Source organism: Ruegeria sp. BB7 (genome assembly GCF_056539365.1).
Genome location: NZ_JBQFUV010000005.1, coordinates 1 through 19,607 on the forward strand (window position 1 = coordinate 1; position 19,607 = coordinate 19,607).

The following is a 19,607-nucleotide window of genomic DNA, read 5'->3' on the forward strand; positions in this document are numbered from 1 at the left end:
CTTGCTTCACCGCAAATCCGCCGCATAATCACAAAAACCAGATGAGCCAGATCCTCTCTTAGCTCAGGCGGCCATCTGTCCCAAAATCCCTGACGACGGACAGCGGTTGCGCATAACTGATTGGCGTCCAACTCTGTCAGTCAGATTTGACAACCGGCAGTCGAAGCTAAGCTTGTTTTTGAATGATACTTGTTTGAAGTCAGCAACTGTTTTTTCTGGATGCGCCAATGATAACACCAATCGCTGCAACGAGATGCGTTGGCCTCTGATATCCGCCACCACGTACAAATGCTCTTCATAAGACTTCACAGCAAACCAATTGTATTTGGTCACGTGGTTGGCAAATCTCTTATCCACCAGCGCAACAAGATTGCGGCTTGTCGGAACCAAGGAAAATTCTTCAGGTTCCAGAGTGTCCGCCAATGCGAGAATGGACCTACGGGTGTGATCAATAAAATCAGACATGGCAACTCCAGATTGTATGCAGGATCAAACCGGCCTTAAAATATGGTGTTCAATAAAACCTTCTACGGGACTCTACAAACCCGCTACCAAGCCGTCAGGCCCTATGCTGGGCCTGTGACACTAAGGCAACTTATCATTTCTTGATCGAGGTGCTTCCGTATTGCTTCCGGTATGCCGTCGGCTGGAGCCAATCGCTCGAGTGTGCTTGCGCAAGTCTTTGTTATTATTGAAAAAAGTGGTGAGCCGTGCAGGACTGCATGCAGAGAAAGAAATCAAAGGGTTAAGCTGGCGAACCTCAAATTTCCACCCACTGAAATCATTGACCATTCTGGAGCTTTGACGAACCTCGCACGGTTCCCAAGAAAGCAAAAAGCCGCTGACTGGGCTGCCACCCGCGTCAACGGCCAATTCAAAAAGTTTGCAGGTAATCAATATCATCTCGCGGCCTTGACTGCAATCGCAGGAGGTCACGATGGCTAAACTAAATCGGTTCGAGTGGCTGAAAGCTGTCATGCAATGCAGCGAGGTAAACTCATCTACGAAGGTGGTAGCGTCGGCTTTGGCGGTACAGTTCGCAAATGACAAAACCGGCGAACTGAGCCCTTCCCAGGAAACCCTCGTTGAATATCTCGGCAACTTGTCGTTAGCGACGATCAAACGGTGTATCCGTCAACTGGTCGAACTCGGCTGGCTGTTCCGCACCGAGGGGCGCGGCGCAGGCAACTTCACCAAATACGACCTTCGCGCGCCCTGCAAAATCATCCCGTTTCGCAAAAAGAAAAAGGGATCACCAGCGAGCTTTTGCGATGACGAAAAGGGGTCACTGGTGACTCACAAAGCGGTCACCAGTGAGCTTTCCTATATAGAGGAAGAACAATCCCAAGAACAAAAGGCTGCGGTCGACCCGGGTTTGCCCGATGCAAGGCAATCCGATCCGTCGCAACCATGCAGCGAGCAATTGATCTTCGTTCCAAGAGGCATCTGCTTTGTTCGGGATTGGGATAAGCGACTGGAATGCGCGGGTATGCAGACACTCGAACGCAGCCTGCCCTTGTCCCCACACAAGCATCATCTCGGATTTTGGCTGCCCGCCCGCACCCCTGCACCAATGGGCAGCGCTGAATGGCAATCACAGCTCCGGTTTGTTCGAGCAGCGATAGCCCAGGCGCAGAGTGTTGGCGAGCGGCGCTTGGCGGGCTGAGCGAAAAGATTCCGGGGCTGTCTGCCCCGGACCCCGAGGATGTTTCCCGAAGGTGAGAGACATGCTGGAAGAGAAATCAGCGCTGGATGAAGCCTATCATCGGCGCGTCACCAAAACGAAAGGCGGAGGTGGTTTCGGCAAGCCACTGCCCGCTGGCGACGACAACGTCTGTGGTTTCGTCATCTTAAGAACGGCCAAGATCAAAACGCTCGGAAACATGGGCGCAAGCCTTCAACACACGTTCAGAGAACGCGAAACACCAAACGCGGACGATGCACGGCGAGCCCAGAACCAAGTGGTTATCGGGCCTGATAATAGCGAGGAAGTCTTGGAGGCTTGGAAAGCGAACGCGCCTGAGAAAGTGCGGAAAAACGCGGTTGTCGGTATCGAATACCTGATCACGGGCAGTCCTGACGCGATGGCGCGTATGAGCCGGTCAGAGCAAGACGAGTATTTTGCCAAGAGTATCAACTGGCTGAAAACCCGACACGGGGCTGAGAATATCCTATCAGCAGTTATCCACCGGGACGAGACCACACCGCACCTGACCGCTATGGTCATGCCCAAAGATGCGAGAGGCAAGCTGAATGCCCGCTACTTTCTTGGCGGTTCGCAAAAGCTGAGCAAAATGCAAAGCGACTTTGCCGAGCGCGTCGGCAAATCACATGGCTTGATCCGGGGCGTTCAGGGCAGCAAGGCGACACATCAACGGGTCAAATCCTACTACGCGGCGCTGAATCGCGCTGAGACCGATACCATCCAGCTCCCAGCTCGGCAAAAGGGCGGCATGATGGGTCGCGGCGGCGAATCCGCCGAAGAGTACCGTCAGCGTATATCTTCCACCGTCAACGCCATAGTTCGTGGCGCAACCGACCGCACACATGCTCTGATCGAGGAACTAAGAACGCAGGCAAACCAGGACGAAGCACTGCTTCGCGCCTTGAAATCTGAGCGCGATCTGGCGCGCGAGGATGCCGAGCACGTCATGCAAATGGGGACGACGATCTATGCGGTTGAACGCCTTCTCAACGCGTTCGAGCGTGAGATGAAACCCATTGAGCAGGAGGCTCTGGCAACGGTTGCAGAGGCGATCACAAGCTTGAAGGTCAAACCAGCCGAGGAAATCCAAAAGGATATTTCTCAGCGCCTCATGGGTCTTGGCTATCGCGAAAATTCAGACCGCAAACCGGATCAGACCGACCAACACCGAGACGATCTGGGGCAAGCGCCGCCTCAGCGCAACGATCCAGGGCGGTCACGATAAAACAAATTTCAATTTCTTGGAGATAAAAATGCTTAGAAAACAAACTGCTTCCGCGCACAATCCCAATATTTCCGCAATGCCCGACGACCTAATTCTCTGGGCTGATATTGGTGGTCAGAAGAAGGTCGTTGCTCAGCGGTATCGCTCACCCAAAGGCAAACTCCGCATCGACTGGTTTGTGCCTCAGCGTCAACGTCGAAATCTTCTCAGCGTTTACTTGCAAGATGCGAACCCGCCGAAATGACCGCGTTATGAGCAAGACCAATGTGATGCGATTGCGTCTGATGGCACGGGCCTGGTCGCGTCTGTGTGGCGGCTATGGCTTTTGGGGGCAATGGCGGGGCGTAATGCGATGCGTCTGGATCGTCAGCATTTCATGGACCGCTCTTGTCGCCGTTCCCCGCTTGATTCAGCTCAGTCGCCAGGGTGGTTGCTGGCCCATTGGATGCACCCCTACCGCTGATGATTTGCAGGTCTTGGTGGCGCTCTCGATCCCGTTAGCCGGCGTTCTCCTGATCACCGAACTACTGATCAAGCCATGGGCGCGTTCAATGGCGATTTCCGACGAACTGCGATCCCTCGCCGCCAATGGAATGCCGGAGGCGGCATTCGCATTGGCTGAGCTTTACACAGATCGAGGCGCAGACAGCCAGGCAAGACTCTGGATTGCCAATGCCGCTGACCTTGGCCACCGAACCGCAATCAAACAATTGAAAAGGTACAAACTATGAAACTGAATCTTTTTTTCGCCGCCGCAACCATCGCTCTGGCGCAACCTGCATTCGCGCAGGGTGTCCCTGTGATCGATGCCACCCAGATTGCGAATGCGAAGCAACAATTCGCACAAGAAATTGCCCAAATGGTGAAAGAACTGGAAGAGGCCAAACGGCTATATGATTCAGTCAATGGCATCACCGACATGGCCGATATCGCCAACGCGCTCAACGATCCGAATGTGCGGGAACTTCTGGGGCCGGAGGCTACCGAGATTGCCAGCTTGCTTGAGGTAGACATCAACGGTTTGGGCGACCTGTCCGGCACGGCGGGCCGATACTTGGATCATACGCGCGTCACCTCGGCCGATATCTCCGCCGAAGAGTTCTACCGGCAAGAACTGGACCGTATCGGCGCGCAATCGGCCCGTGATGCGGCTCTGGGCGACCGCATCGTTCAGTCCGCAGATGACCGCCTTGCCGGGCTGGAACGTCTGCGGCAGGCGATTGGTGGGGCCTCGACACAGAAAGAGATTGATGCGCTGTCAGCACGTCTCCAGGTCGAGACAGCGATGCTCCAGAACGACACCAACCGCATTCAGGGTTTGGCCATGCTGCAACAGGCCCAGACCAGAGTTGAGGATCAGCGGCAAACGGAAACCCTGCTGATCAACAGCCAGCAGAACATTGCCGCAGCCCAAGAGTATTTCGGAGACTGAGCATGAACAGATGGGTCAAGATGACGTGTCTTGTGGTCCTTACCGCGTGCAAGGAAGAGGAAAACAAGACCGTCGATTACTTCACCGACAACCCGGTGGAACGAGCTGAAACGCTGGCTGATTGTGAAACGCTGAACGCCGCCCAAGCTGATGCGAACTGCACCAATGCGCAGACCGCCGAAAGCCTCGCTGAGAGCGACGCGAACCTCGATGCGGCTCAGAAGTACTTTGGAGACTGAGCATGTGGCAAAACCTCTATATCGACTTCATCGACGCCATCACCAACACGGCGAACACCATTGCGGGCACCATGTCGGCGGAGCTGACTGCGCCTCTGACAGCTGCAATGACGCTCTACCTCATCCTTTATGGCATTGGGATCATGAAAGGTGCGATCCAGGAACCTGTTCTGGACTTCGCCGTTCGTGGGATCAAACTGGCGATCATTTGGAGCCTGGTCTCATCCGCAGGGGACTATTCTACGTGGGTGGGCAACGTCATCAACAGGGATCTGCCCAACTTTGTTGATGCGTTGACCGGGGGTTCCGGCACCGGGCAACTGCCGTCGGACCCTGTATTTTCCAAATCTGTTGGTATAGCCGAGCGTGTGTTTCAGCATCACGTCTCACAAGGCCTTGCGGGCAAGATCATTGGACCAATTTACTATGGGATCGTGATGTTCCTGGGCGGCGTCATTCTGTCCGGCACAGCCTTTGTGTTCACGCTAGTCGCGACGGTCGGGCTTGCCATCATGGCCGCAATAGGACCGATCTTCATCTGCTTCGCTTTGTTTGAAGTGACACGCGGTTGGTTCTTCTCCTGGCTGGGGCAGATCCTGAATTTTCTCATCTTCAAGCTGCTGATCTACGTCCTGTCACTCGTCATCATCTTGATGCTGGAACGGGCCGTGCTGCAAACAGACATTCTTCCGGCGACCCTGGCTATGTTCTATTTCGCAGGCGTCACCGTCACCGGCATCATTTTCTTTTTTCTCCTGCCATCAATCGCCGCCGGGCTATCAGCGGGTGCACAGGCGTCCACAGGTGCGCTTCAAAGAGGTGCAGAACGATATCTTGGTCGTCGCCTGCCGGGTGGCAGAAATGGAAACAACCCAGCAGGGAGCGCAAACAGACAATGACTGAAAAAAACGGGCCTAGTTTCACCCGGGCTGATATTCACGGGGCTGAAGCCAAAACCAGAGCCAAAGCCAAAGTTAAGGCATTGAAAGAAGTGCTTCGTCGCCACGGTGAGACGCCTGAAGGCCAGGCTAAGACTCGCGAATTGCTGAAATCGTTGGGAATAGATGTTGAGAATGCGCAGACAGGCACAGAAAGCCGGATGCAGGTGAGTACGGAGCCCGTTTCCGACGAGGAGCTTTGGAAAAATACGCCGGAGCAATGGCGGCACTTACTGCCTCCAGAAATTGTGGAGCGGTTCAATAAGTGAGTTTCGTAACCTACCGGTACCGCTCACTTCCGAATTGCGTCGGCTGTCTGATTGACGAAGACTTGTTTTGAGGCGAGGATGCAGGTTGTTGCACCGCGCCTCGGCTATTTGGAAAATTTGAAAGTAGGCTTTTCAAAGTGTCGTGAGTGTCAGCTACGTAACTCGTGCGCTAAAAACAGCTCTAGATACATTAAATTGGCAAGCCCGCTTTTTTAGACTAGCCATTTTAAGCTCTACACTATAAAGATCTGAAAAAAGATCCGGGAGCAGTGAATGTCTAAAAAAACAGTAGAACCTTTGCGGCCAGAAGCGCAACCTCCAGCTCTGCCTAAAGTAGTTGGCGGGTTCTCTACCGTACTAGCGGACCCGCCCTGGCGCTTCACCAACCGTACAGGCAAAGTGGCTCCGGAACACCGCCGTCTCGACCGCTATTCAACTATGGATCTTGAGGCAATCAAAGCTCTGCCTGTTTCGGATGTTTGCGCCAAGAACGCACATCTTTATCTTTGGGTACCTAACGCGCTTCTGCCAGATGGCCTCGCTGTTATGGAAGCTTGGGGATTCCGCTATGTGTCAAACATTATTTGGGCAAAGCGACGCAAAGATGGTGGCCCTGATGGTCGTGGAGTAGGCTTCTACTTCCGGAATGTAACTGAAATTCTCTTGTTTGGGGTCAAAGGGTCCATGCGCACTCTCGCTCCAGCCAGGTCACAAGTGAATATGATTGAAACGCGTAAGCGTGAGCACTCCCGCAAACCGGATGAGCAGTATGACCTAATTACAGCCTGTTCACCTGGCCCCTATTTGGAGATGTTCGCCCGCCACCCTCAGAAGGGATGGACACTTTGGGGTGATGAGGCATCGGAGGAAGTGGAACCGCGCGGCCAAGTGCACAAAGGGTATGCTGGTGGTGAGATGTTTCCACCGCTGCATTCTAGTGAAAAAATCCCCGAAACTGTCGCGACTGAAATTGGGCGAGAGATGGGGGTTCGTTATGAGGCAGGCGCGAGCATCAGGGATCTTGCAGTTGAAACAGGCTATCCGATTCAACGTGTTAGATCGCTGCTTGAGTTAGCGGAGACGCCTTTGAGAAAACGCGGTCGCCCCCCGGCCGCAGAATAGACGCTCAACCAGCGGGATAGGGCGTCCCATCCCAAGTGGTTTCATTTGCAGCCACAATTAACACTGGGCAAGAACCCATGACTCCGCGCTTCACTCTGATTTGAGCTTTGTCAAATGCAGTGACCGTCGACGTTGTAAGGTCGATTGGGAGCTTTTTGGTGCGTTCGTCCTCGGGTAGCGTCTCTTGATAGTCGGCCCAAAGCTGGCGAGCCAGTCTGAGAAGCGGCAATCGATCTTTTGTGATTATCACACCAGCTGATATCACCCCTGCTTCGTACCAAGAGCGATAAGCAGATAAATCGCGATCCAAATTCCCATCCTTGGCGTTCCACTCAACATCGAGAACTACCCTATTCTTGAAGTTGTCGACCAAGTAGCCTTTTTGGTATACCTCTGGCAGCTCTCCAATTTTTTCTTCCTCTTTTGAGAACAGAATTCCCCTGGTGGACAGATCTAGTCGAGTTTCCCTCCAACCTTTTTTGTGAAAGGCGTTGTCGATCTGTTCCGCTATGTCACCCCTGTTGCCACCCGCACGAAGCCAGTACCGGGGTTCCAGTCGGTACGAAGAGAGGATGCTCACAATATCATCCCACTCCCCTGGGCACACGGCCTTCATGACAGCAGATGCGGAGTTCGTTTCCATGAACGACCAGTGATCTCGTGCCCTGCTTGGCATTACACCTAGGTCATCGTAGGTATAGGTCTCAAACATTCATCTTCCTTAATTCAGCCAAGAGAAACCAACGTCGACAACTAACGAAGGCACGATGTGTAGTTTTCTCTCAGTTCTCTTTCTATCATTCAATCTTGGTGGGATTGACGACTGCCAAGCCCCTAAATTTATTTACAAAATCCCGGTCGTTGAGTGTGATCAGCGCGACCCCTTTTCCCTTCGCCACAGCGCCGATCATAAAGTCGGGCAAAACACCATCCTTCTTTCCAGTGCCTTTGCTGCGCCGATATTCTTTGAAGACTTGGCCTGCGGAAAAAAGGCTTTCATCATCAGCGCTTAAATTGGCAATTCCAAGTTCATCAAGGGCCAAGCGGAGCTCTTCCGCCGAGTTCATACCCGCCGACGCTTCGGCAAATACAACCTCAGTGACAAACACCATGCCACTTGATTTATATTTTTGAAATTCACTTAGTACCGCAGCGTGTGCGTCTTCATCGTCATTAAGAAGCGCAATCAAAGCAGACGTGTCCATACATGCAGAGGTCGGTTCCAAGTTAGCCTCTCATCAGTGACATGAGATCTGACGAACTCATTGTAGGCTTGATACCTCGGTTGCGAATATTTGAGAGTGCACGTACTGAAGCCTCCCTGACGAACAAATCTACGTCGAAAGTCTTCAGTTCATCATGGTCGAGCAGCTCGTATGAAGCGTCAAGCCATTCCATTGTATTCACCACCCCCGCTGGGAGAGACTTTGGTGCTCTTGGAAGCTTTTTATCCACCAAGCCATACGGGCGAGGATCGTTTGTCTTGCCTGAACTGACGGCCTCTACCGAACGTTCGAATCTGGCCGGTCCGCCGACAGATACATACATTTCCAACAGGCGACCGAGAGCATATGACTTCTCTAAGTTTTTCCCACCGGTAAGTGAGGCGAATTCGAATTCATCAAGAGCCTCTCTAATCGAAGAAGTCGTCAAGCGGCGAGCATAGTTAAGGCGGCAGAGCCGATCAGCTGCCAAAAATGAGGCATTCATCCACCACCGCTCAATGGTTTCCGCCACCATCGAGCGCAACCCGCCAATTTGATAAAGAAAGTTCAAATTGGTGCTGAGCTTCCGAGATGTCTTCGCTTTGTATCGCTCGTCACCATCCAAGAAAGACTGAATATCATCGGCATTTACGTTGGAAACGTCCCATTGATGTGTGCCAGCTAGCCTTTCGACAATGTATCGGTTCGACCAAAGGGCAGGCCGCCGCTGATACTGTCGCGCGCCTTGCCAAGCACCTACCAGAGAAAGGTTGAAGGCAAAGAGCGCAAGCCTATCGAAGTGAGCCGAATGATCAAACGATACCGCCTGAAAAACAAGTTCATCGAACGCGATCCTATCCCCGGCCCCATCTGAATAGTTGAATAGGAAAAAATTTGCGGGGATGTAGAAGTTGATTTTCTCCGCTTCTAGCCGCTCACGGAAACCACTTCGGCTTACGTCAGTGTGCTCTCCACCGAACCCGACTCTAATGGCTCTGTGTAACTCTGCTAGGCCACGACCGTCTCGCCCCCAACCAAAATTCTTGGTGAAACTGCCAGGATGCCAGTCTTCTGAATAGTCAGGCATGATGCCCCTTGTTCATATCCAATCGAGGATTACGTCAGTACCCACCGGGTTTTCTGTATTGATTGTTACTGCATCATAAGCATTTGGTCTATCGGGACGATTCAATGCAGTATGTCGAGGCATGTATCCATGCCCAGGTCGGGTAGGTCAAACACACAGCTGACGTTCATTTGTCTGCTCCCTCGTTGCGATCCGCGGACTTCAGTCAAGCCAAGAATTGCTTGTTTCGGCAGGATATAAGGATTGCATCACATCTGACAGGTCGCGCAGAAGTGGTTCTATGTCTTTTTTCGTCATGTCTTTCGGATATCTCGGCTTCAGCGCGGCGCGGTCAAAGTACTTTGCGTTTTGGATAGCATTCTGACGCAATTTTTTTAGTCGAAACATGTTTAGCTGAGACCGCCCAGCATTCGCCATGTTGATACACCACGTCTTTGCCGCATCGTCGTTCAAGTAGGAGGCCGTAAAGTAGATGAATGAGCAAAGAGGTAGATAAGTCCCACTTTTCATTCGCAATAGTTGCGAAAGAACTTCCACCGTTTCAGGGTTTTCACCCCAATTGTCGATCAGTAGCCGAAATGCGTAAAAACGCTCCGTCCACGTGGATTTGGACAAAACCATAGCGGAAAGGTCCTCAAAGTCAGTTCCGCGAACTTCGTCAGTCCCGTTGCCTCGCAAGGAGTAGCGCAAGCTATTCGGGTCCGACGACCGATTTTTCCACTTTGCGCCGCGCAGATCAGCGTAATCAAAATTGAATGCCGATAGGTTCGATCCGGCAAAATCCACGCCCGAAAGTCTAGAATGCTGAAAGTCCGTCTGGGGGCTTAGACCGGACAGCTCAACTAGTTCAGAGAACACATTACTTTCAGATTCGGAGACTAGCGAAAACGCTGCATTGTGCGTGTCATTCGTTTCCATCGGAAATCTCCATAGTTGACCGTGCAAGTACGATATCATCGTGCCCAATACTTGGAGGCAGCGCGAAACCCGTGGTTTGATTGGTAGCTACCGCCCTCCTAGCCATCGCATCCATCACCGCTTCCTTGTTTCGTGAGTTCTGCGCTCCGACATTGTTCTGTACAACGTCTAAGTCCTGTCGGTTTACGGATACAACAATTTGGACCAAACAGTCAGCCCCACGCATTGTAAGCAAGCAAAGTGGCCCCACTTCCATCTGTCCGTCGCTTCCAACATATCTACCATTCAAGACGTGAGGAGCTACAGGCTCTACTACCGCCCATTTTCCTTTTGGTCTCGGAATGACCCGGGAAACTCGCATTGAAGACATAACAATATGATCATGCTCGGCTTTCTTTGACCGCCGCTTTTTCCAGAACACTGAAGCCGCGAGCCGACCGAGTATGTTGGGCTTTACTTCAACCTCTATACGACCTTCTGCGCCGGTCTCGGCTTCCATCGCGTGCCTCACGGTTTGAGTGACGTTCGCCGTCATCTGTTGATCAAGCACATGCTCGCCCAGCCGCGACCCGCGAACCAAATCCGCGTCAATCATTCGCAAGTGAATGTCGGCTCTCGTTGCTCGAACGCCAAATGAAACCGTGGGGAGCTGGACGACCTCCGCATCAAAATCTAAGTCGATGGACAGTGGAATGGCTTCGGCAATAGTACCTTGAGGAGGCTTCCACAGAACAAGCTCACAAAGAGATTGCGAGGTTAATGAATTCTCAACAACATAGTTTAATTCAGGCATCCAGGGTTCTCGTAGATAAATACCTCTTGCGAAAACTTCTTTACGCAAGAGGCCGTGTTGCAGGCTGCAAGTGTCTACCGAAAAGAGAATGGTGGCAACTGTAACACTGCTAAATACTTACACTTTTTCGCTCAGTTATCGTTCAATACCGCTTCTGCTCAAATCTGATTTAACTCTTCAGTTTTAGGACGATACAATCAGGACGTTTCCCACCCTCACCTTCGAGAAATATCCTCGGGGTCCGGGGCAGACAGCCCCGGCAAAAAAAATGAGCCGCGCCAACGCGCGTCGATGAACATTGTAAATGTGTACTCACTACACAATTTTCTGGCAAAAATTGGCCGTGGGCGACTGACCAAAACTCGAGCACCTAAGGAACATCGTAGTCGGTCGGTTTACTGGCCCCTGGCAACTGTTTTCGGTTGCGCCAACGGTAGTCAGCCTCCAGTTTCCCAAAGCAATAAGTTCATTGCGCCCTAACATCGAAAGCGAGTGCATCACGATGCAAATAGAGCAACACAATCTTTGGGAAGATGATGAGTTCATTTATGTACCTGAAGAACTCTTTGAACATCTTCCGAAAGAATATCGCGAGGCCGCAGAAGCCCGTAAGCAACAAGGTCAGGATGTACTTCGGATCGCTGATAAAGACATCCAAGGCCTTATTCGGCTCGTCAATGCAATACCGACCTCATCAAGTCTTAGCTACATTTATCACCGTCTAAGAACCTCCAAATTCGAGGCGACGGTTGAAGACGTGATGGAACAAGAAACTCTCACAACGGCATTCATTGTGACCTATGGTCGCCTCTTCGCGAGCGGAAATGGCGTAAGTGGCGTTTCGAGAAGCAGTTTGCCAGAGCACCTAAGGCCTATCCACGACGATCTCATACTGCTCAGGAACAAAAGGTATGCCCACAACGCTTCCCACGAGACTGTAAAGAGCGGCATCAAGGTAGATTTCGATGACAATAGTTTCCGAGTAGAGGTTCAAATGAGTCTTGGGTTTTACGTTGGCGGTAGAGACGAATGGGAAGAACTAATTTCATTCATAGACGCGCATATGCATGAACGTTTGGCGAAAATACTTTGCCGCCTACAGAAGAAAACGGGCTATGAATGGACATTTCCCATCGGCCCAGCGCCTGACTGGGTGGGAAACTACGGTTAAATAAACGATGATTGTGAATTGGGCTGATTGCGCCAACCAACCAAAGCCCGGGGATGCCAGACGCCAATGAACCGTGAAAAAAGGCTTATTAGAAGATAGTCAAATTGCACGCCTCTCACATTGGGGCGGAATGCTGCATATTCCCGGTTAATTACCGCATGAATCCCAATAAAGCTGCCGCCCAAGCCTGTTAAGCTCTTGCATCCAGACCGATGGCCGCCAATCACCGTGCCGCTGGTTACCTAGCGGGAACGGCCACACAGCGGACCTTCGCTTCGATCCCAGCACCGAGAACAGGGAACGGCAAATTTGCGCAGGCTTTATCCAACACTTCTATAGCTATAAAGCAACGACGAGAGGCCATCAGTTGAAGGTGCAGGTTGATCGTGCACCCCGCGAAAAATCGCGCGTTGGGCAAAAAATCTAACGGCAACCACCAAAGAGGGCCGAACTCGACAACGAACTTGCTTGATTCAAAGTGAATTTAGGCAACAGATGGTAAGGCTTCTACTAAGGGTTGACTATACGCAACAGCGTAGTTATTTAACCGATATCCAACCGGTGGGGTTCGCGCCATCGGATAAGCCGCTCGAAAGGGCGGCTTTTTCTTTATATGAAGGTGGTTTATGGCTTCGAAGCGAGTTTCTGTGTACGTTGATGGCTTCAATTTGTATCACGCCCTTGACGCACTGAACGGCAACTATCTGAAATGGCTTGATCTGTGGGCCTTGTCAGAGAAGCTTGTCCGCGCTGGAGAAGAGGTCACTTCCGTCAAGTATTTTTCTGCGTACGCAAAATGGCGCGAGGGCAGTTATCGTCGTCACCAAGTCTACGTCAAAGCGCTTTTGGCCGTGAACGTTGAGTTCATCGAAGGCCGATTTAAGGAAAAAAAGAACACCTGTAAAAGCTGCGGAGTGGAATGGATCTCGCACGAAGAGAAAGAAACAGACGTCAACATTGGCGTACATCTCATGGCAGACGCACTGAAGGACAGGTTTGATCGTGCTCTAGTAATCTCTGCTGATACGGATTTGAATGAGGCCGTAGAGCTTGCCAAAAGTGAAGCCCCTGGCAAGCTTATTGACATTGTAGCGCCCCCCAAACGAAAGAACCGCAATTCACGGGCCCTATTTGCTATTCCTACCGGCAAATTGAAAACTTCGCTATTGCCCGATCAGATTACACTTGGTGATCAGACTATTCTGCGCCCTACCGAGTACGCCCCTCCGGCATGATCACCAGTTTTGGCACAGTGTTTTGAAGTCGCTGTCTTAATCTTCAGCCGTGTTGCCAGACGTTCTAAGCGGGCTGTTATCGGCGACAATACTGTGTCCACGCTTGGCCGCAAAGCGCTCCATGTGAGTTGAATGCCGACGAGTCGCGAAGTGTTTCTGCACAAAGGCTTTCATCTTGTCGTCGATCCCGTAAACGAATTTGACCGCATGCTGAACATTGATCCTATTCACATCTTTCGCCTGTTGGCGGCGGTTCCGTGCCACGAGGCGTTGCATGGTTTCAGGTTTTTGCGTTGCTACAAACAGGCGAGTTGAGCCTATCGGAATCATTAGGAACGACCCAGGGTCAGCTATTGTCTCGGTCATCCATACCGGACGATCTGTAGTAAGCAACGGTACGCCACAGTCCTCAAAGTCGAGCACATTCCAGTGCATGTTGTTGATAATCTGGCCAATGCCAGGATGGTCCAGACATCGCCGAGCGATGCCTAGCGCCAACTTGTCTTCCTCGTGTGGATCAAGCGCAGACAGGTAGTCATCGACGCATTCAGGTGCGCCCTCTGGGCGATTCGCTTCATATGCTTCTTGCAGGCCGGGTGTTGCCTCGCTCCACGCTTCTTTAACCGTTGACTTGAGTTGTGTTATTTCAGAGGGCGTTCTGATCGATAGCCCCCAAACGAACCGCGACCATGCACTCCTCAACCGCGGCCTCCAATTGGATTCAGGCAATCCTTCTTCGAGCAGTTTCAGCGCGTCAGCCGCTTCGGAATCAATTCGAGACATGAACCCTTTTTCCATCTCTGGATTTGGTGGTCCTTCAGGCATGCGCGCCGAATATAAATGCTCTTCAAACGCCGTACCTCTGGGTACGACGCGTTTTGCAACCACTTCGCCACCATAAGGTCGGCTGAAACGACACACCTTCCCATCCTTCTCCGCCCAACGGCTTAGGTAGAAAATCGGAAGATAGTGATGATCGACAGGATCACTCATAGATAAGCCACCTAACTGTCACCTCTAGTGATTGATACGATTGGAATCTGGTCGAAACCGTGCAGAGTAAAACCGACTACTGAACTTGCCTACAGTCAAGGATCACCGAGTAACCGGTTAGGGCTCGTTCGATCAGTTGAAGCGCTCAGCAGATAACGGCTGCTGTGAGCCTACTTTGACCGATGCTGCGCGATTCCCCAATGACAACAATGCGCCGTTTGTAACTTGCCGAAAGTGCAATTCTCATGCCACCTATGAAGGTCGGCAACGGGCTCAAACTGCTAGTCTGGGCGCACGACTGCATCGATCCTGTGCACACTCTCAACAAGATTGCACGCACAGCCAAATGGGCTCCACGTGCTCGGTATGTTGGGATTTTGCAAGTGCAGACCGCATTGCCTAGCGATACCCTAACTTGAACACGCACTAGCGAAATGATTCACTTGCCGCGCAGGCCGTCACACCAAAACAGGCTATTGCCAACAAGGTTGCTGTAGTGATGTCCCACTTCCATGCGTCAGTCCCAACGATCATGACAGAACACGTCGATGAGACCACGAGCGCTAAAACGCCGGCAATCTTCCACATTTGCGCAGTCGTGAATTCTCCGTGATCTTTTGCCGTATGGGCAGTCTCATCATCATTGTTGCCGCTGGCAGGTAGGCATGCAGCTCCATGGGCTTTTCTAGAGACATCTTCATTTTTATATATGCGCAGTTTGCGGGGGCGAAGGTTCTTCACTTCTCCTGAAAATTCTTTGCTATCCATCAGCTCACTAACCTTAAAATCCTGTCTATCCTAGTGGTGTCGATGCCCTCCACGTCACTGTCGAGGTCATCAGTATTTGGGATTTCATCGAGCAAAAACTCAATTGCGTCCCACTTTTTCTCCGGTGAGATTTGAAGGCCTCGATCGGCGATCCGGCGTTCTACAGATATTCCAACCACACGGTAGTCCTTAGCCAACTTTTCAGAGCGCGGATCTCTGCCATCGTCGGAATCCCCGACAAGCATCCATAGCGGGTCGACAGCGAACTCCTCTAAGACCTTCAACAGCAACTGAGCCGTAAAGTCGCGCTGATCACGCTCGTAGTTCTGATAGGCGCTTCTGCTGATATCGAGCCGCTGTGACATCTCTTCCTGGGAGAGATTTTCACCCCTTCTTACAGCAGCAAGACGCAAACCTAGGCCCTTAATAGCCATCTCAACCTTCTTTTTTCTTGCGGTGACTACATTTGTGGTTACAAAAGTAATAAATAAACACAAATAAATGCAGTACGCCTGATTCTGTCGAATTCAAGGTAAGTCTGTTCGATCTTGAGCGCAAAGGGAACTTTGCCGCCTATGTTTGTAAGCGAATTGTGGAGGCCACGTGTGGAAAAACTTCTTGAAACTCCGAAAGAACTGGCAGAGCGAGTGGGAATTCCAGTTACTAATGTTCGATATCTAATTCGCGCAGAAATGCTGGATCACATCTTTACGGCCCCAGGGAAGCGAAACCCGAAAATTCCACGAGGTGCTTGGGAGCGCTATGTCGAGAAGTTCTCCGTCAAAGCAGAAGCAAAGCTGTCAACAGATGCCAAATAGGGGACTCATCATGGCTATGCCGCGCACTGCGCTCACACAGACTGAGCTTGCACGATACCTTAAGGCGTATCGGGATGCGGGAATTCCTATAGTGAGATCAGAGATAAGCCGCGATGGAAAAGTTGTGATCTACAGCACAGAACCATCACCCGAAGGAAGTGAAAATCCATGGGATTGAATTTGAAGCAGCAACGCCAGTTTCCAGGAGCGACCGCTTATTTCGACCGACATGGTAGTCGCCGTTGGCGCTTTAGGAAAAAAGGCTTCTCCGCAGAGCTGGGACGCGACTATGGATCGGAATTGTTTATCCAACGCTATGAAGATGCTCTGAACGGCCAGAAAACTCGTGGACTAGTAGGGGCGGAACGTATCAAACCTTATAGCGTCAACCAACTTGTGGCGCTTTGGTATAGATCGCCTGGGTTCCTCGACTTATCCAGCAGCACACAAAAGGTCTATCGTGGGATCGTTGAAAAATTTCGCGAAAAACACGGTGACAAGCCGGTGCGATTAATGAAACGGCGGCACGTCCAAACGATCCTGTCTGAAAAGGCCGAAACCCCGACTGCGGCCAACAACTTGCGCAAACGATTGATCCAATTGCTAGATTTTGCAATTTCATTGGATTGGCGCGGCGACAACCCAGCCCGGGCAACAAAACCTTTTAGAGTAGGCAGTGAAGGTTTTCACACTTGGAACGAAGATGAGTTGGCTCAGTTCTTCAAAACCCACAAGTCTGGCACCTTAGCTCATACAGCCGTAACTCTGATGCTTTACACTGGCGCAGCGCGGGTCGATGCGGTCAAGTTGGGGCCAGAGAATATTCGTAACGGGAAGATCGAGTATAAACGGCAGAAAACGCGCCGATCAGGTGGCGTCCTTGTTTCAATACCCATTCATCCTGACTTAGCTGAGGTACTGGCGAAGCTTCCAACGGATCGTCCCTTCCTCGCGACTCTGAAAGGCAAGGCGCGTTCAGCAGGTGGGCTTGGAAACCTGATGCAACGCTGGACGGAAAAGGCCAAGCTACCGCATTGCTCCGCCCATGGCCTGCGTAAGGCTTGCGCGCGTCGTTTGGCTGAGGCGGGCGCCACCGCCCATGAAATCGGCGCTGTAACGGGACACAAAACGCTTGCGCTCGTGCAGCGTTACACTGAGGCTGCCGGTCGCGGTGGTATGGCGGATTCTGCTATGGAAAAGCTAATATCCCGTCCCAACGGAGAGCGTAACTTGGCGAACCTATCAGAAAGGTTCGTCAAATCTTTAACTAACCCAATACAGGGAAAGGATAAATTATGAAAAGTGGTGAGCCGTGCAGGATTCGAACCTGCGACCCACTGATTAAAAGTCAGTTGCTCTACCAACTGAGCTAACGGCCCACTCTTTTTCTGGATCTCTTCGATCCGTGGCGCTCTCTAAGGCATTTTCCCATCCGGGTTCAAGCCTTTATTTTGCGCGTCGTTCCGCCTTAACTTAACTTGTTTCCAGCGTCCCGATAGGCGGCCTAATTAGGCAGGTGGCTCAGGGGGGTCAACCCCTTTTTTCAGGAATCTTCACTGCAGGGTGGATTCCTTTCCTGACCATCGTTATATGCCCGCCATGCAACAAACACACGACACGGGTTTGCCCTTCATGAAGATGCACGGGCTAGGCAATGACTTTGTCATTGTGGATGCGCGCGCGGATAACATTGAGGTCACACCCGCTTTGGCACGGGGAATCGGGCACCGGCAATTCGGTGTGGGCTTTGACCAGTTGGCCGTGATTGAAAACGGCGAAGCGGATGCGCACCTGGTGTTTTACAACGCGGACGGATCGACCTCGGCGGCTTGCGGGAACGCGACGCGCTGTATTGCCCGGTTTCTGATGGAACAAACCGGAAAATCCGAATTGACGCTGACCACTGAACGCGGCACGCTGTATGCGCGCGACGCTGGGAGCGACCTGACCTCAGTTAATATGGGGCAGCCGCAGTTGAGCTGGCACGAGATTCCGCTGGCCGAAGAAGTCGACACGCTGGAGCTGCCGATTGAGGGCGGCCCAAGCGCCACTGGCATGGGCAACCCGCATTGCACATTCTTTGTTGAAGATGCCGAAGCGATCCCACTGACCGAATTTGGGTCGCGTTATGAGCATCATCCGCTCTACCCCGAACGTACCAACGTACAAGTGGCGCAGGTCATAGGGCCGGATCACATTCGTATGCGTGTGTGGGAGCGGGGCGTGGGCATTACGCTGGCGTCGGGTTCGTCTTCCTGTGCAACGGCCGTTGCAGCCGCACGGCGCGGTCTGACCGGGCGCAAGGTGCAAATCGATCTGGATGGCGGCACCATCTGGATCGACTGGCGCGAGGATGGTGTCTGGATGACTGGGCCGACGTGCCATGTTTTCTCGGGTACGCTGACGCCTGAATTCCTGGGGTCTTTGGAATGAATCCCCCCAAGTTCACCACGCTGGGCTGCCGTCTGAACGCCTATGAGACCGAGGCGATGAAAGAGCTGTCGCAACAGGCGGGGCTGACCGATGCGGTCGTGGTGAACACTTGCGCGGTCACGGCCGAGGCGGTGCGCAAGGCACGGCAGGAGATTCGCAAGCTGCGCCGTGAAAATCCTAATGCGCGACTGATCGTAACCGGCTGTGCCGCTCAGACCGAACCCGAGACGTTCTCTCGGATGGAAGAGGTCGATGCGGTCATCGGTAATACCGAGAAGATGCAGCCCGACACTTGGAAGGGCATGGCCGCGGATTTCATTGGCCAGACCGAGGCCGTGCAGGTCGATGACATCATGTCGGTCACCGAAACCGCCGGGCACCTGATCGATGGGTTCGGAACACGCTCACGCGCGTATGTGCAGGTGCAGAATGGCTGTGATCACCGCTGCACCTTTTGCATCATCCCTTATGGTCGAGGCAACTCTCGCAGCGTCCCGGCTGGTGTCGTGGTGGATCAGATCAAACGGCTGGTGGACCGGGGGTATAACGAGGTTGTTTTGACCGGCGTTGACCTGACTTCATGGGGCGCAGACCTGCCCGCACAGCCCAAACTGGGCGATCTGGTGATGCGCATCCTGAAACTGGTGCCCGACCTGCCGCGCCTGCGGATCAGCTCGATCGACTCGATCGAGGTGGATGAAAACCTGATGCAGGCTATCGCGACGGAACCGCGCCTGATGCCGCATCTGCACCTGTCGCTGCAACACGGGGATGACCTGATCCTGAAACGGATGAAGCGCCGCCACCTGCGCGACGATGCCATCCGCTTTACCGAAGAAGCCCGCAAACTGCGCCCTGAAATGACCTTTGGCGCCGACATCATTGCAGGCTTCCCGACCGAGTCTGATGCCCATTTCGAGAATTCACTGAAGCTGGTCACAGACTGCGATCTGACTTGGCTGCACGTCTTCCCCTATTCCAAGCGCGACGGCACCCCAGCGGCCCGGATACCGCAGCAGATCAACGGGAATATCATCAAAGACCGTGCAGCCCGCTTGCGCGCTGCAGGTGAGGCTCAGGTCACCAAACACCTGAGCGCCCAGATCGGCAAAACCCATCACATCCTGATGGAGAACCCCCATATGGGCCGGACCGAGCAATTCACCGAAGTCACATTCGATACCCCACAAACCGAGGGACAGATTGTGACTGCGAAAGTGCTTGGGTGTACCGTGACTCAGTTGGTCGCCTGAGGC

General features: G+C 52.5%; 24 protein-coding genes, 1 tRNA gene and 1 pseudogene. 16 read left to right on the forward strand and 10 right to left on the reverse strand.

What is annotated here, in order from left to right; all coding sequences use genetic code 11:
- Window positions 1–63 precede the first annotated feature (63 nt).
- Window positions 64–465 (reverse strand): hypothetical protein, encoded by a 402-nt coding sequence (locus tag ACR0D7_RS10380; protein ID WP_480678948.1) that lies wholly within the window; start codon window positions 463–465, stop codon window positions 64–66.
- Between the two features lie 472 nt (window positions 466–937).
- Between ACR0D7_RS10380 and ACR0D7_RS10385 the strand changes: the two genes are divergently transcribed.
- The 10 genes and pseudogenes from ACR0D7_RS10385 (at window position 938) to ACR0D7_RS10430 (ending at window position 6,930) form a co-directional block, all read left to right on the forward strand.
- Window positions 938–1,666, forward strand: coding sequence for a helix-turn-helix domain-containing protein (locus tag ACR0D7_RS10385; protein ID WP_480678949.1), 729 nt, complete (start codon window positions 938–940; stop codon window positions 1,664–1,666).
- A 61-nt stretch (window positions 1,667–1,727) separates the two neighbouring features.
- Complete coding sequence (mobV, locus tag ACR0D7_RS10390; protein ID WP_480678950.1) at window positions 1,728–2,930, forward strand: MobV family relaxase; 1,203 nt, start codon at window positions 1,728–1,730, stop codon at window positions 2,928–2,930.
- 28 nt (window positions 2,931–2,958) lie between these two features.
- Complete coding sequence (locus ACR0D7_RS10395) at window positions 2,959–3,174, forward strand: hypothetical protein (protein WP_480678951.1); 216 nt, start codon at window positions 2,959–2,961, stop codon at window positions 3,172–3,174.
- Window positions 3,175–3,181: 7 nt separating this feature from the next.
- The gene (locus ACR0D7_RS10400) at window positions 3,182–3,661 is read left to right on the forward strand and encodes a hypothetical protein (protein WP_480678952.1); all 480 of its coding nucleotides are present in this window, start codon (window positions 3,182–3,184) and stop codon (window positions 3,659–3,661) included.
- On the forward strand, window positions 3,658–4,362 hold the full coding sequence (locus ACR0D7_RS10405) for a TrbJ/VirB5 family protein (RefSeq protein WP_480678953.1): 705 nt from the start codon (window positions 3,658–3,660) through the stop codon (window positions 4,360–4,362). The genes ACR0D7_RS10400 and ACR0D7_RS10405 overlap by 4 nt, the downstream gene beginning before the upstream one ends.
- Before the next feature lie 2 nt (window positions 4,363–4,364).
- Window positions 4,365–4,601 carry an EexN family lipoprotein gene (locus tag ACR0D7_RS10410; protein WP_480678954.1) on the forward strand — a complete coding sequence of 79 codons (237 nt, stop codon included), beginning with the start codon at window positions 4,365–4,367 and terminating at the stop codon, window positions 4,599–4,601.
- A 2-nt stretch (window positions 4,602–4,603) separates the two neighbouring features.
- On the forward strand, window positions 4,604–5,500 hold the full coding sequence (locus tag ACR0D7_RS10415; protein WP_480678955.1) for a TrbL/VirB6 family protein: 897 nt from the start codon (window positions 4,604–4,606) through the stop codon (window positions 5,498–5,500).
- Window positions 5,497–5,808, forward strand: a complete 312-nt coding sequence (locus ACR0D7_RS10420) for a hypothetical protein (RefSeq protein ID WP_480678956.1) — start codon at window positions 5,497–5,499, stop codon at window positions 5,806–5,808. Before ACR0D7_RS10415 ends, ACR0D7_RS10420 begins: the two co-directional genes overlap by 4 nt.
- Window positions 5,809–6,081: 273 nt before the next feature.
- Window positions 6,082–6,687 (forward strand): annotated as a pseudogene (locus ACR0D7_RS10425) (MT-A70 family methyltransferase); the annotation flags it as partial.
- A 102-nt stretch (window positions 6,688–6,789) separates the two neighbouring features.
- Complete coding sequence (locus ACR0D7_RS10430) at window positions 6,790–6,930, forward strand: helix-turn-helix domain-containing protein (RefSeq protein WP_480679121.1); 141 nt, start codon at window positions 6,790–6,792, stop codon at window positions 6,928–6,930.
- Between the two features lie 4 nt (window positions 6,931–6,934).
- Here the strand turns inward: ACR0D7_RS10430 and ACR0D7_RS10435 are convergent, their stop codons facing one another.
- From ACR0D7_RS10435 to ACR0D7_RS10455, 5 genes are all read right to left on the reverse strand, one after another.
- Window positions 6,935–7,642, reverse strand: a complete 708-nt coding sequence (locus ACR0D7_RS10435) for a BglII/BstYI family type II restriction endonuclease (RefSeq protein WP_480678957.1) — start codon at window positions 7,640–7,642, stop codon at window positions 6,935–6,937.
- A gap of 85 nt (window positions 7,643–7,727) precedes the next feature.
- The gene (locus ACR0D7_RS10440) at window positions 7,728–8,156 is read right to left on the reverse strand and encodes a type II toxin-antitoxin system VapC family toxin (RefSeq protein ID WP_480678958.1); all 429 of its coding nucleotides are present in this window, start codon (window positions 8,154–8,156) and stop codon (window positions 7,728–7,730) included.
- A gap of 1 nt (window position 8,157) precedes the next feature.
- Complete coding sequence (locus tag ACR0D7_RS10445) at window positions 8,158–9,222, reverse strand: hypothetical protein (protein WP_480678959.1); 1,065 nt, start codon at window positions 9,220–9,222, stop codon at window positions 8,158–8,160.
- 201 nt (window positions 9,223–9,423) lie between these two features.
- Window positions 9,424–10,140, reverse strand: a complete 717-nt coding sequence (locus ACR0D7_RS10450) for a pentapeptide repeat-containing protein (RefSeq protein ID WP_480678960.1) — start codon at window positions 10,138–10,140, stop codon at window positions 9,424–9,426.
- The gene (locus ACR0D7_RS10455) at window positions 10,127–10,933 is read right to left on the reverse strand and encodes a hypothetical protein (protein WP_480678961.1); all 807 of its coding nucleotides are present in this window, start codon (window positions 10,931–10,933) and stop codon (window positions 10,127–10,129) included. The genes ACR0D7_RS10450 and ACR0D7_RS10455 overlap by 14 nt, the downstream gene beginning before the upstream one ends.
- 502 nt (window positions 10,934–11,435) lie before the next feature.
- Between ACR0D7_RS10455 and ACR0D7_RS10460 the strand changes: the two genes are divergently transcribed.
- Together ACR0D7_RS10460 and ACR0D7_RS10465 are read left to right on the forward strand one after the other, a co-directional pair.
- A complete protein-coding gene (locus ACR0D7_RS10460; protein WP_480678962.1) occupies window positions 11,436–12,104 on the forward strand; it encodes a hypothetical protein in 669 nt (222 codons plus the stop codon).
- A 626-nt stretch (window positions 12,105–12,730) separates the two neighbouring features.
- Window positions 12,731–13,339 (forward strand): NYN domain-containing protein, encoded by a 609-nt coding sequence (locus tag ACR0D7_RS10465; protein ID WP_480678963.1) that lies wholly within the window; start codon window positions 12,731–12,733, stop codon window positions 13,337–13,339.
- Window positions 13,340–13,375: 36 nt separating this feature from the next.
- On the opposite strand, the gene ACR0D7_RS10470 is transcribed toward ACR0D7_RS10465, so the two are convergent.
- The 3 genes from ACR0D7_RS10470 to ACR0D7_RS10480 all read right to left on the reverse strand — a co-directional run bounded on the left by ACR0D7_RS10470 (window position 13,376) and on the right by ACR0D7_RS10480 (window position 15,534).
- Complete coding sequence (locus tag ACR0D7_RS10470) at window positions 13,376–14,332, reverse strand: DUF4238 domain-containing protein (RefSeq protein WP_480678964.1); 957 nt, start codon at window positions 14,330–14,332, stop codon at window positions 13,376–13,378.
- A 426-nt stretch (window positions 14,333–14,758) separates the two neighbouring features.
- The gene (locus ACR0D7_RS10475) at window positions 14,759–15,100 is read right to left on the reverse strand and encodes a hypothetical protein (protein WP_480678965.1); all 342 of its coding nucleotides are present in this window, start codon (window positions 15,098–15,100) and stop codon (window positions 14,759–14,761) included.
- Window positions 15,100–15,534: a helix-turn-helix domain-containing protein gene (locus ACR0D7_RS10480; RefSeq protein ID WP_480678966.1), complete on the reverse strand. Its 435-nt coding sequence runs from the start codon at window positions 15,532–15,534 to the stop codon at window positions 15,100–15,102. Before ACR0D7_RS10480 ends, ACR0D7_RS10475 begins: the two co-directional genes overlap by 1 nt.
- Window positions 15,535–15,705: 171 nt before the next feature.
- On the opposite strand from ACR0D7_RS10480, the gene ACR0D7_RS10485 reads away from it, so the two are divergent.
- Entirely contained in the window at window positions 15,706–15,918 is a 213-nt protein-coding gene (locus ACR0D7_RS10485; RefSeq protein WP_480678967.1) for a hypothetical protein, read from the forward strand.
- 168 nt (window positions 15,919–16,086) lie between these two features.
- Window positions 16,087–17,217 (forward strand): tyrosine-type recombinase/integrase, encoded by a 1,131-nt coding sequence (locus ACR0D7_RS10490; protein WP_480678968.1) that lies wholly within the window; start codon window positions 16,087–16,089, stop codon window positions 17,215–17,217.
- A gap of 4 nt (window positions 17,218–17,221) precedes the next feature.
- Here the strand turns inward: ACR0D7_RS10490 and ACR0D7_RS10495 are convergent.
- A tRNA-Lys gene (locus tag ACR0D7_RS10495) sits at window positions 17,222–17,297 on the reverse strand.
- A 211-nt stretch (window positions 17,298–17,508) separates the two neighbouring features.
- On the opposite strand from ACR0D7_RS10495, the gene dapF reads away from it, so the two are divergent.
- The gene (gene dapF, locus ACR0D7_RS10500) at window positions 17,509–18,351 is read left to right on the forward strand and encodes a diaminopimelate epimerase (RefSeq protein WP_480678969.1); all 843 of its coding nucleotides are present in this window, start codon (window positions 17,509–17,511) and stop codon (window positions 18,349–18,351) included.
- Window positions 18,348–19,604: a tRNA (N(6)-L-threonylcarbamoyladenosine(37)-C(2))-methylthiotransferase MtaB gene (gene mtaB, locus ACR0D7_RS10505; RefSeq protein ID WP_480678970.1), complete on the forward strand. Its 1,257-nt coding sequence runs from the start codon at window positions 18,348–18,350 to the stop codon at window positions 19,602–19,604. Before dapF ends, mtaB begins: the two co-directional genes overlap by 4 nt.
- Window positions 19,605–19,607 lie beyond the last annotated feature (3 nt).

What these genes read in the sequence shown, in the direction of transcription:
- ACR0D7_RS10460 (WP_480678962.1), top strand. Translation starts at nt 11,436, where the DNA reads ATGCAAATAGAGCAACACAATCTTTGGGAAGATGATGAGTTCATTTAT.
- ACR0D7_RS10405 (WP_480678953.1), top strand. Translation starts at nt 3,658, where the DNA reads ATGAAACTGAATCTTTTTTTCGCCGCCGCAACCATCGCTCTGGCGCAA.
- ACR0D7_RS10490 (WP_480678968.1), top strand. Translation starts at nt 16,087, where the DNA reads ATGGGATTGAATTTGAAGCAGCAACGCCAGTTTCCAGGAGCGACCGCT.
- ACR0D7_RS10385 (WP_480678949.1), top strand. Translation starts at nt 938, where the DNA reads ATGGCTAAACTAAATCGGTTCGAGTGGCTGAAAGCTGTCATGCAATGC.
- ACR0D7_RS10450 (WP_480678960.1), bottom strand. Translation starts at nt 10,140, where the DNA reads ATGGAAACGAATGACACGCACAATGCAGCGTTTTCGCTAGTCTCCGAA.
- ACR0D7_RS10420 (WP_480678956.1), top strand. Translation starts at nt 5,497, where the DNA reads ATGACTGAAAAAAACGGGCCTAGTTTCACCCGGGCTGATATTCACGGG.
- ACR0D7_RS10455 (WP_480678961.1), bottom strand. Translation starts at nt 10,933, where the DNA reads ATGCCTGAATTAAACTATGTTGTTGAGAATTCATTAACCTCGCAATCT.
- ACR0D7_RS10475 (WP_480678965.1), bottom strand. Translation starts at nt 15,100, where the DNA reads ATGGATAGCAAAGAATTTTCAGGAGAAGTGAAGAACCTTCGCCCCCGC.
- ACR0D7_RS10480 (WP_480678966.1), bottom strand. Translation starts at nt 15,534, where the DNA reads ATGGCTATTAAGGGCCTAGGTTTGCGTCTTGCTGCTGTAAGAAGGGGT.
- ACR0D7_RS10465 (WP_480678963.1), top strand. Translation starts at nt 12,731, where the DNA reads ATGGCTTCGAAGCGAGTTTCTGTGTACGTTGATGGCTTCAATTTGTAT.
- ACR0D7_RS10410 (WP_480678954.1), top strand. Translation starts at nt 4,365, where the DNA reads ATGAACAGATGGGTCAAGATGACGTGTCTTGTGGTCCTTACCGCGTGC.
- mtaB (WP_480678970.1), top strand. Translation starts at nt 18,348, where the DNA reads ATGAATCCCCCCAAGTTCACCACGCTGGGCTGCCGTCTGAACGCCTAT.
- ACR0D7_RS10430 (WP_480679121.1), top strand. Translation starts at nt 6,790, where the DNA reads ATGGGGGTTCGTTATGAGGCAGGCGCGAGCATCAGGGATCTTGCAGTT.
- ACR0D7_RS10445 (WP_480678959.1), bottom strand. Translation starts at nt 9,222, where the DNA reads ATGCCTGACTATTCAGAAGACTGGCATCCTGGCAGTTTCACCAAGAAT.
- mobV (WP_480678950.1), top strand. Translation starts at nt 1,728, where the DNA reads ATGCTGGAAGAGAAATCAGCGCTGGATGAAGCCTATCATCGGCGCGTC.
- ACR0D7_RS10470 (WP_480678964.1), bottom strand. Translation starts at nt 14,332, where the DNA reads ATGAGTGATCCTGTCGATCATCACTATCTTCCGATTTTCTACCTAAGC.
- ACR0D7_RS10435 (WP_480678957.1), bottom strand. Translation starts at nt 7,642, where the DNA reads ATGTTTGAGACCTATACCTACGATGACCTAGGTGTAATGCCAAGCAGG.
- ACR0D7_RS10415 (WP_480678955.1), top strand. Translation starts at nt 4,604, where the DNA reads ATGTGGCAAAACCTCTATATCGACTTCATCGACGCCATCACCAACACG.
- ACR0D7_RS10400 (WP_480678952.1), top strand. Translation starts at nt 3,182, where the DNA reads ATGAGCAAGACCAATGTGATGCGATTGCGTCTGATGGCACGGGCCTGG.
- ACR0D7_RS10395 (WP_480678951.1), top strand. Translation starts at nt 2,959, where the DNA reads ATGCTTAGAAAACAAACTGCTTCCGCGCACAATCCCAATATTTCCGCA.
- dapF (WP_480678969.1), top strand. Translation starts at nt 17,509, where the DNA reads ATGCCCGCCATGCAACAAACACACGACACGGGTTTGCCCTTCATGAAG.
- ACR0D7_RS10380 (WP_480678948.1), bottom strand. Translation starts at nt 465, where the DNA reads ATGTCTGATTTTATTGATCACACCCGTAGGTCCATTCTCGCATTGGCG.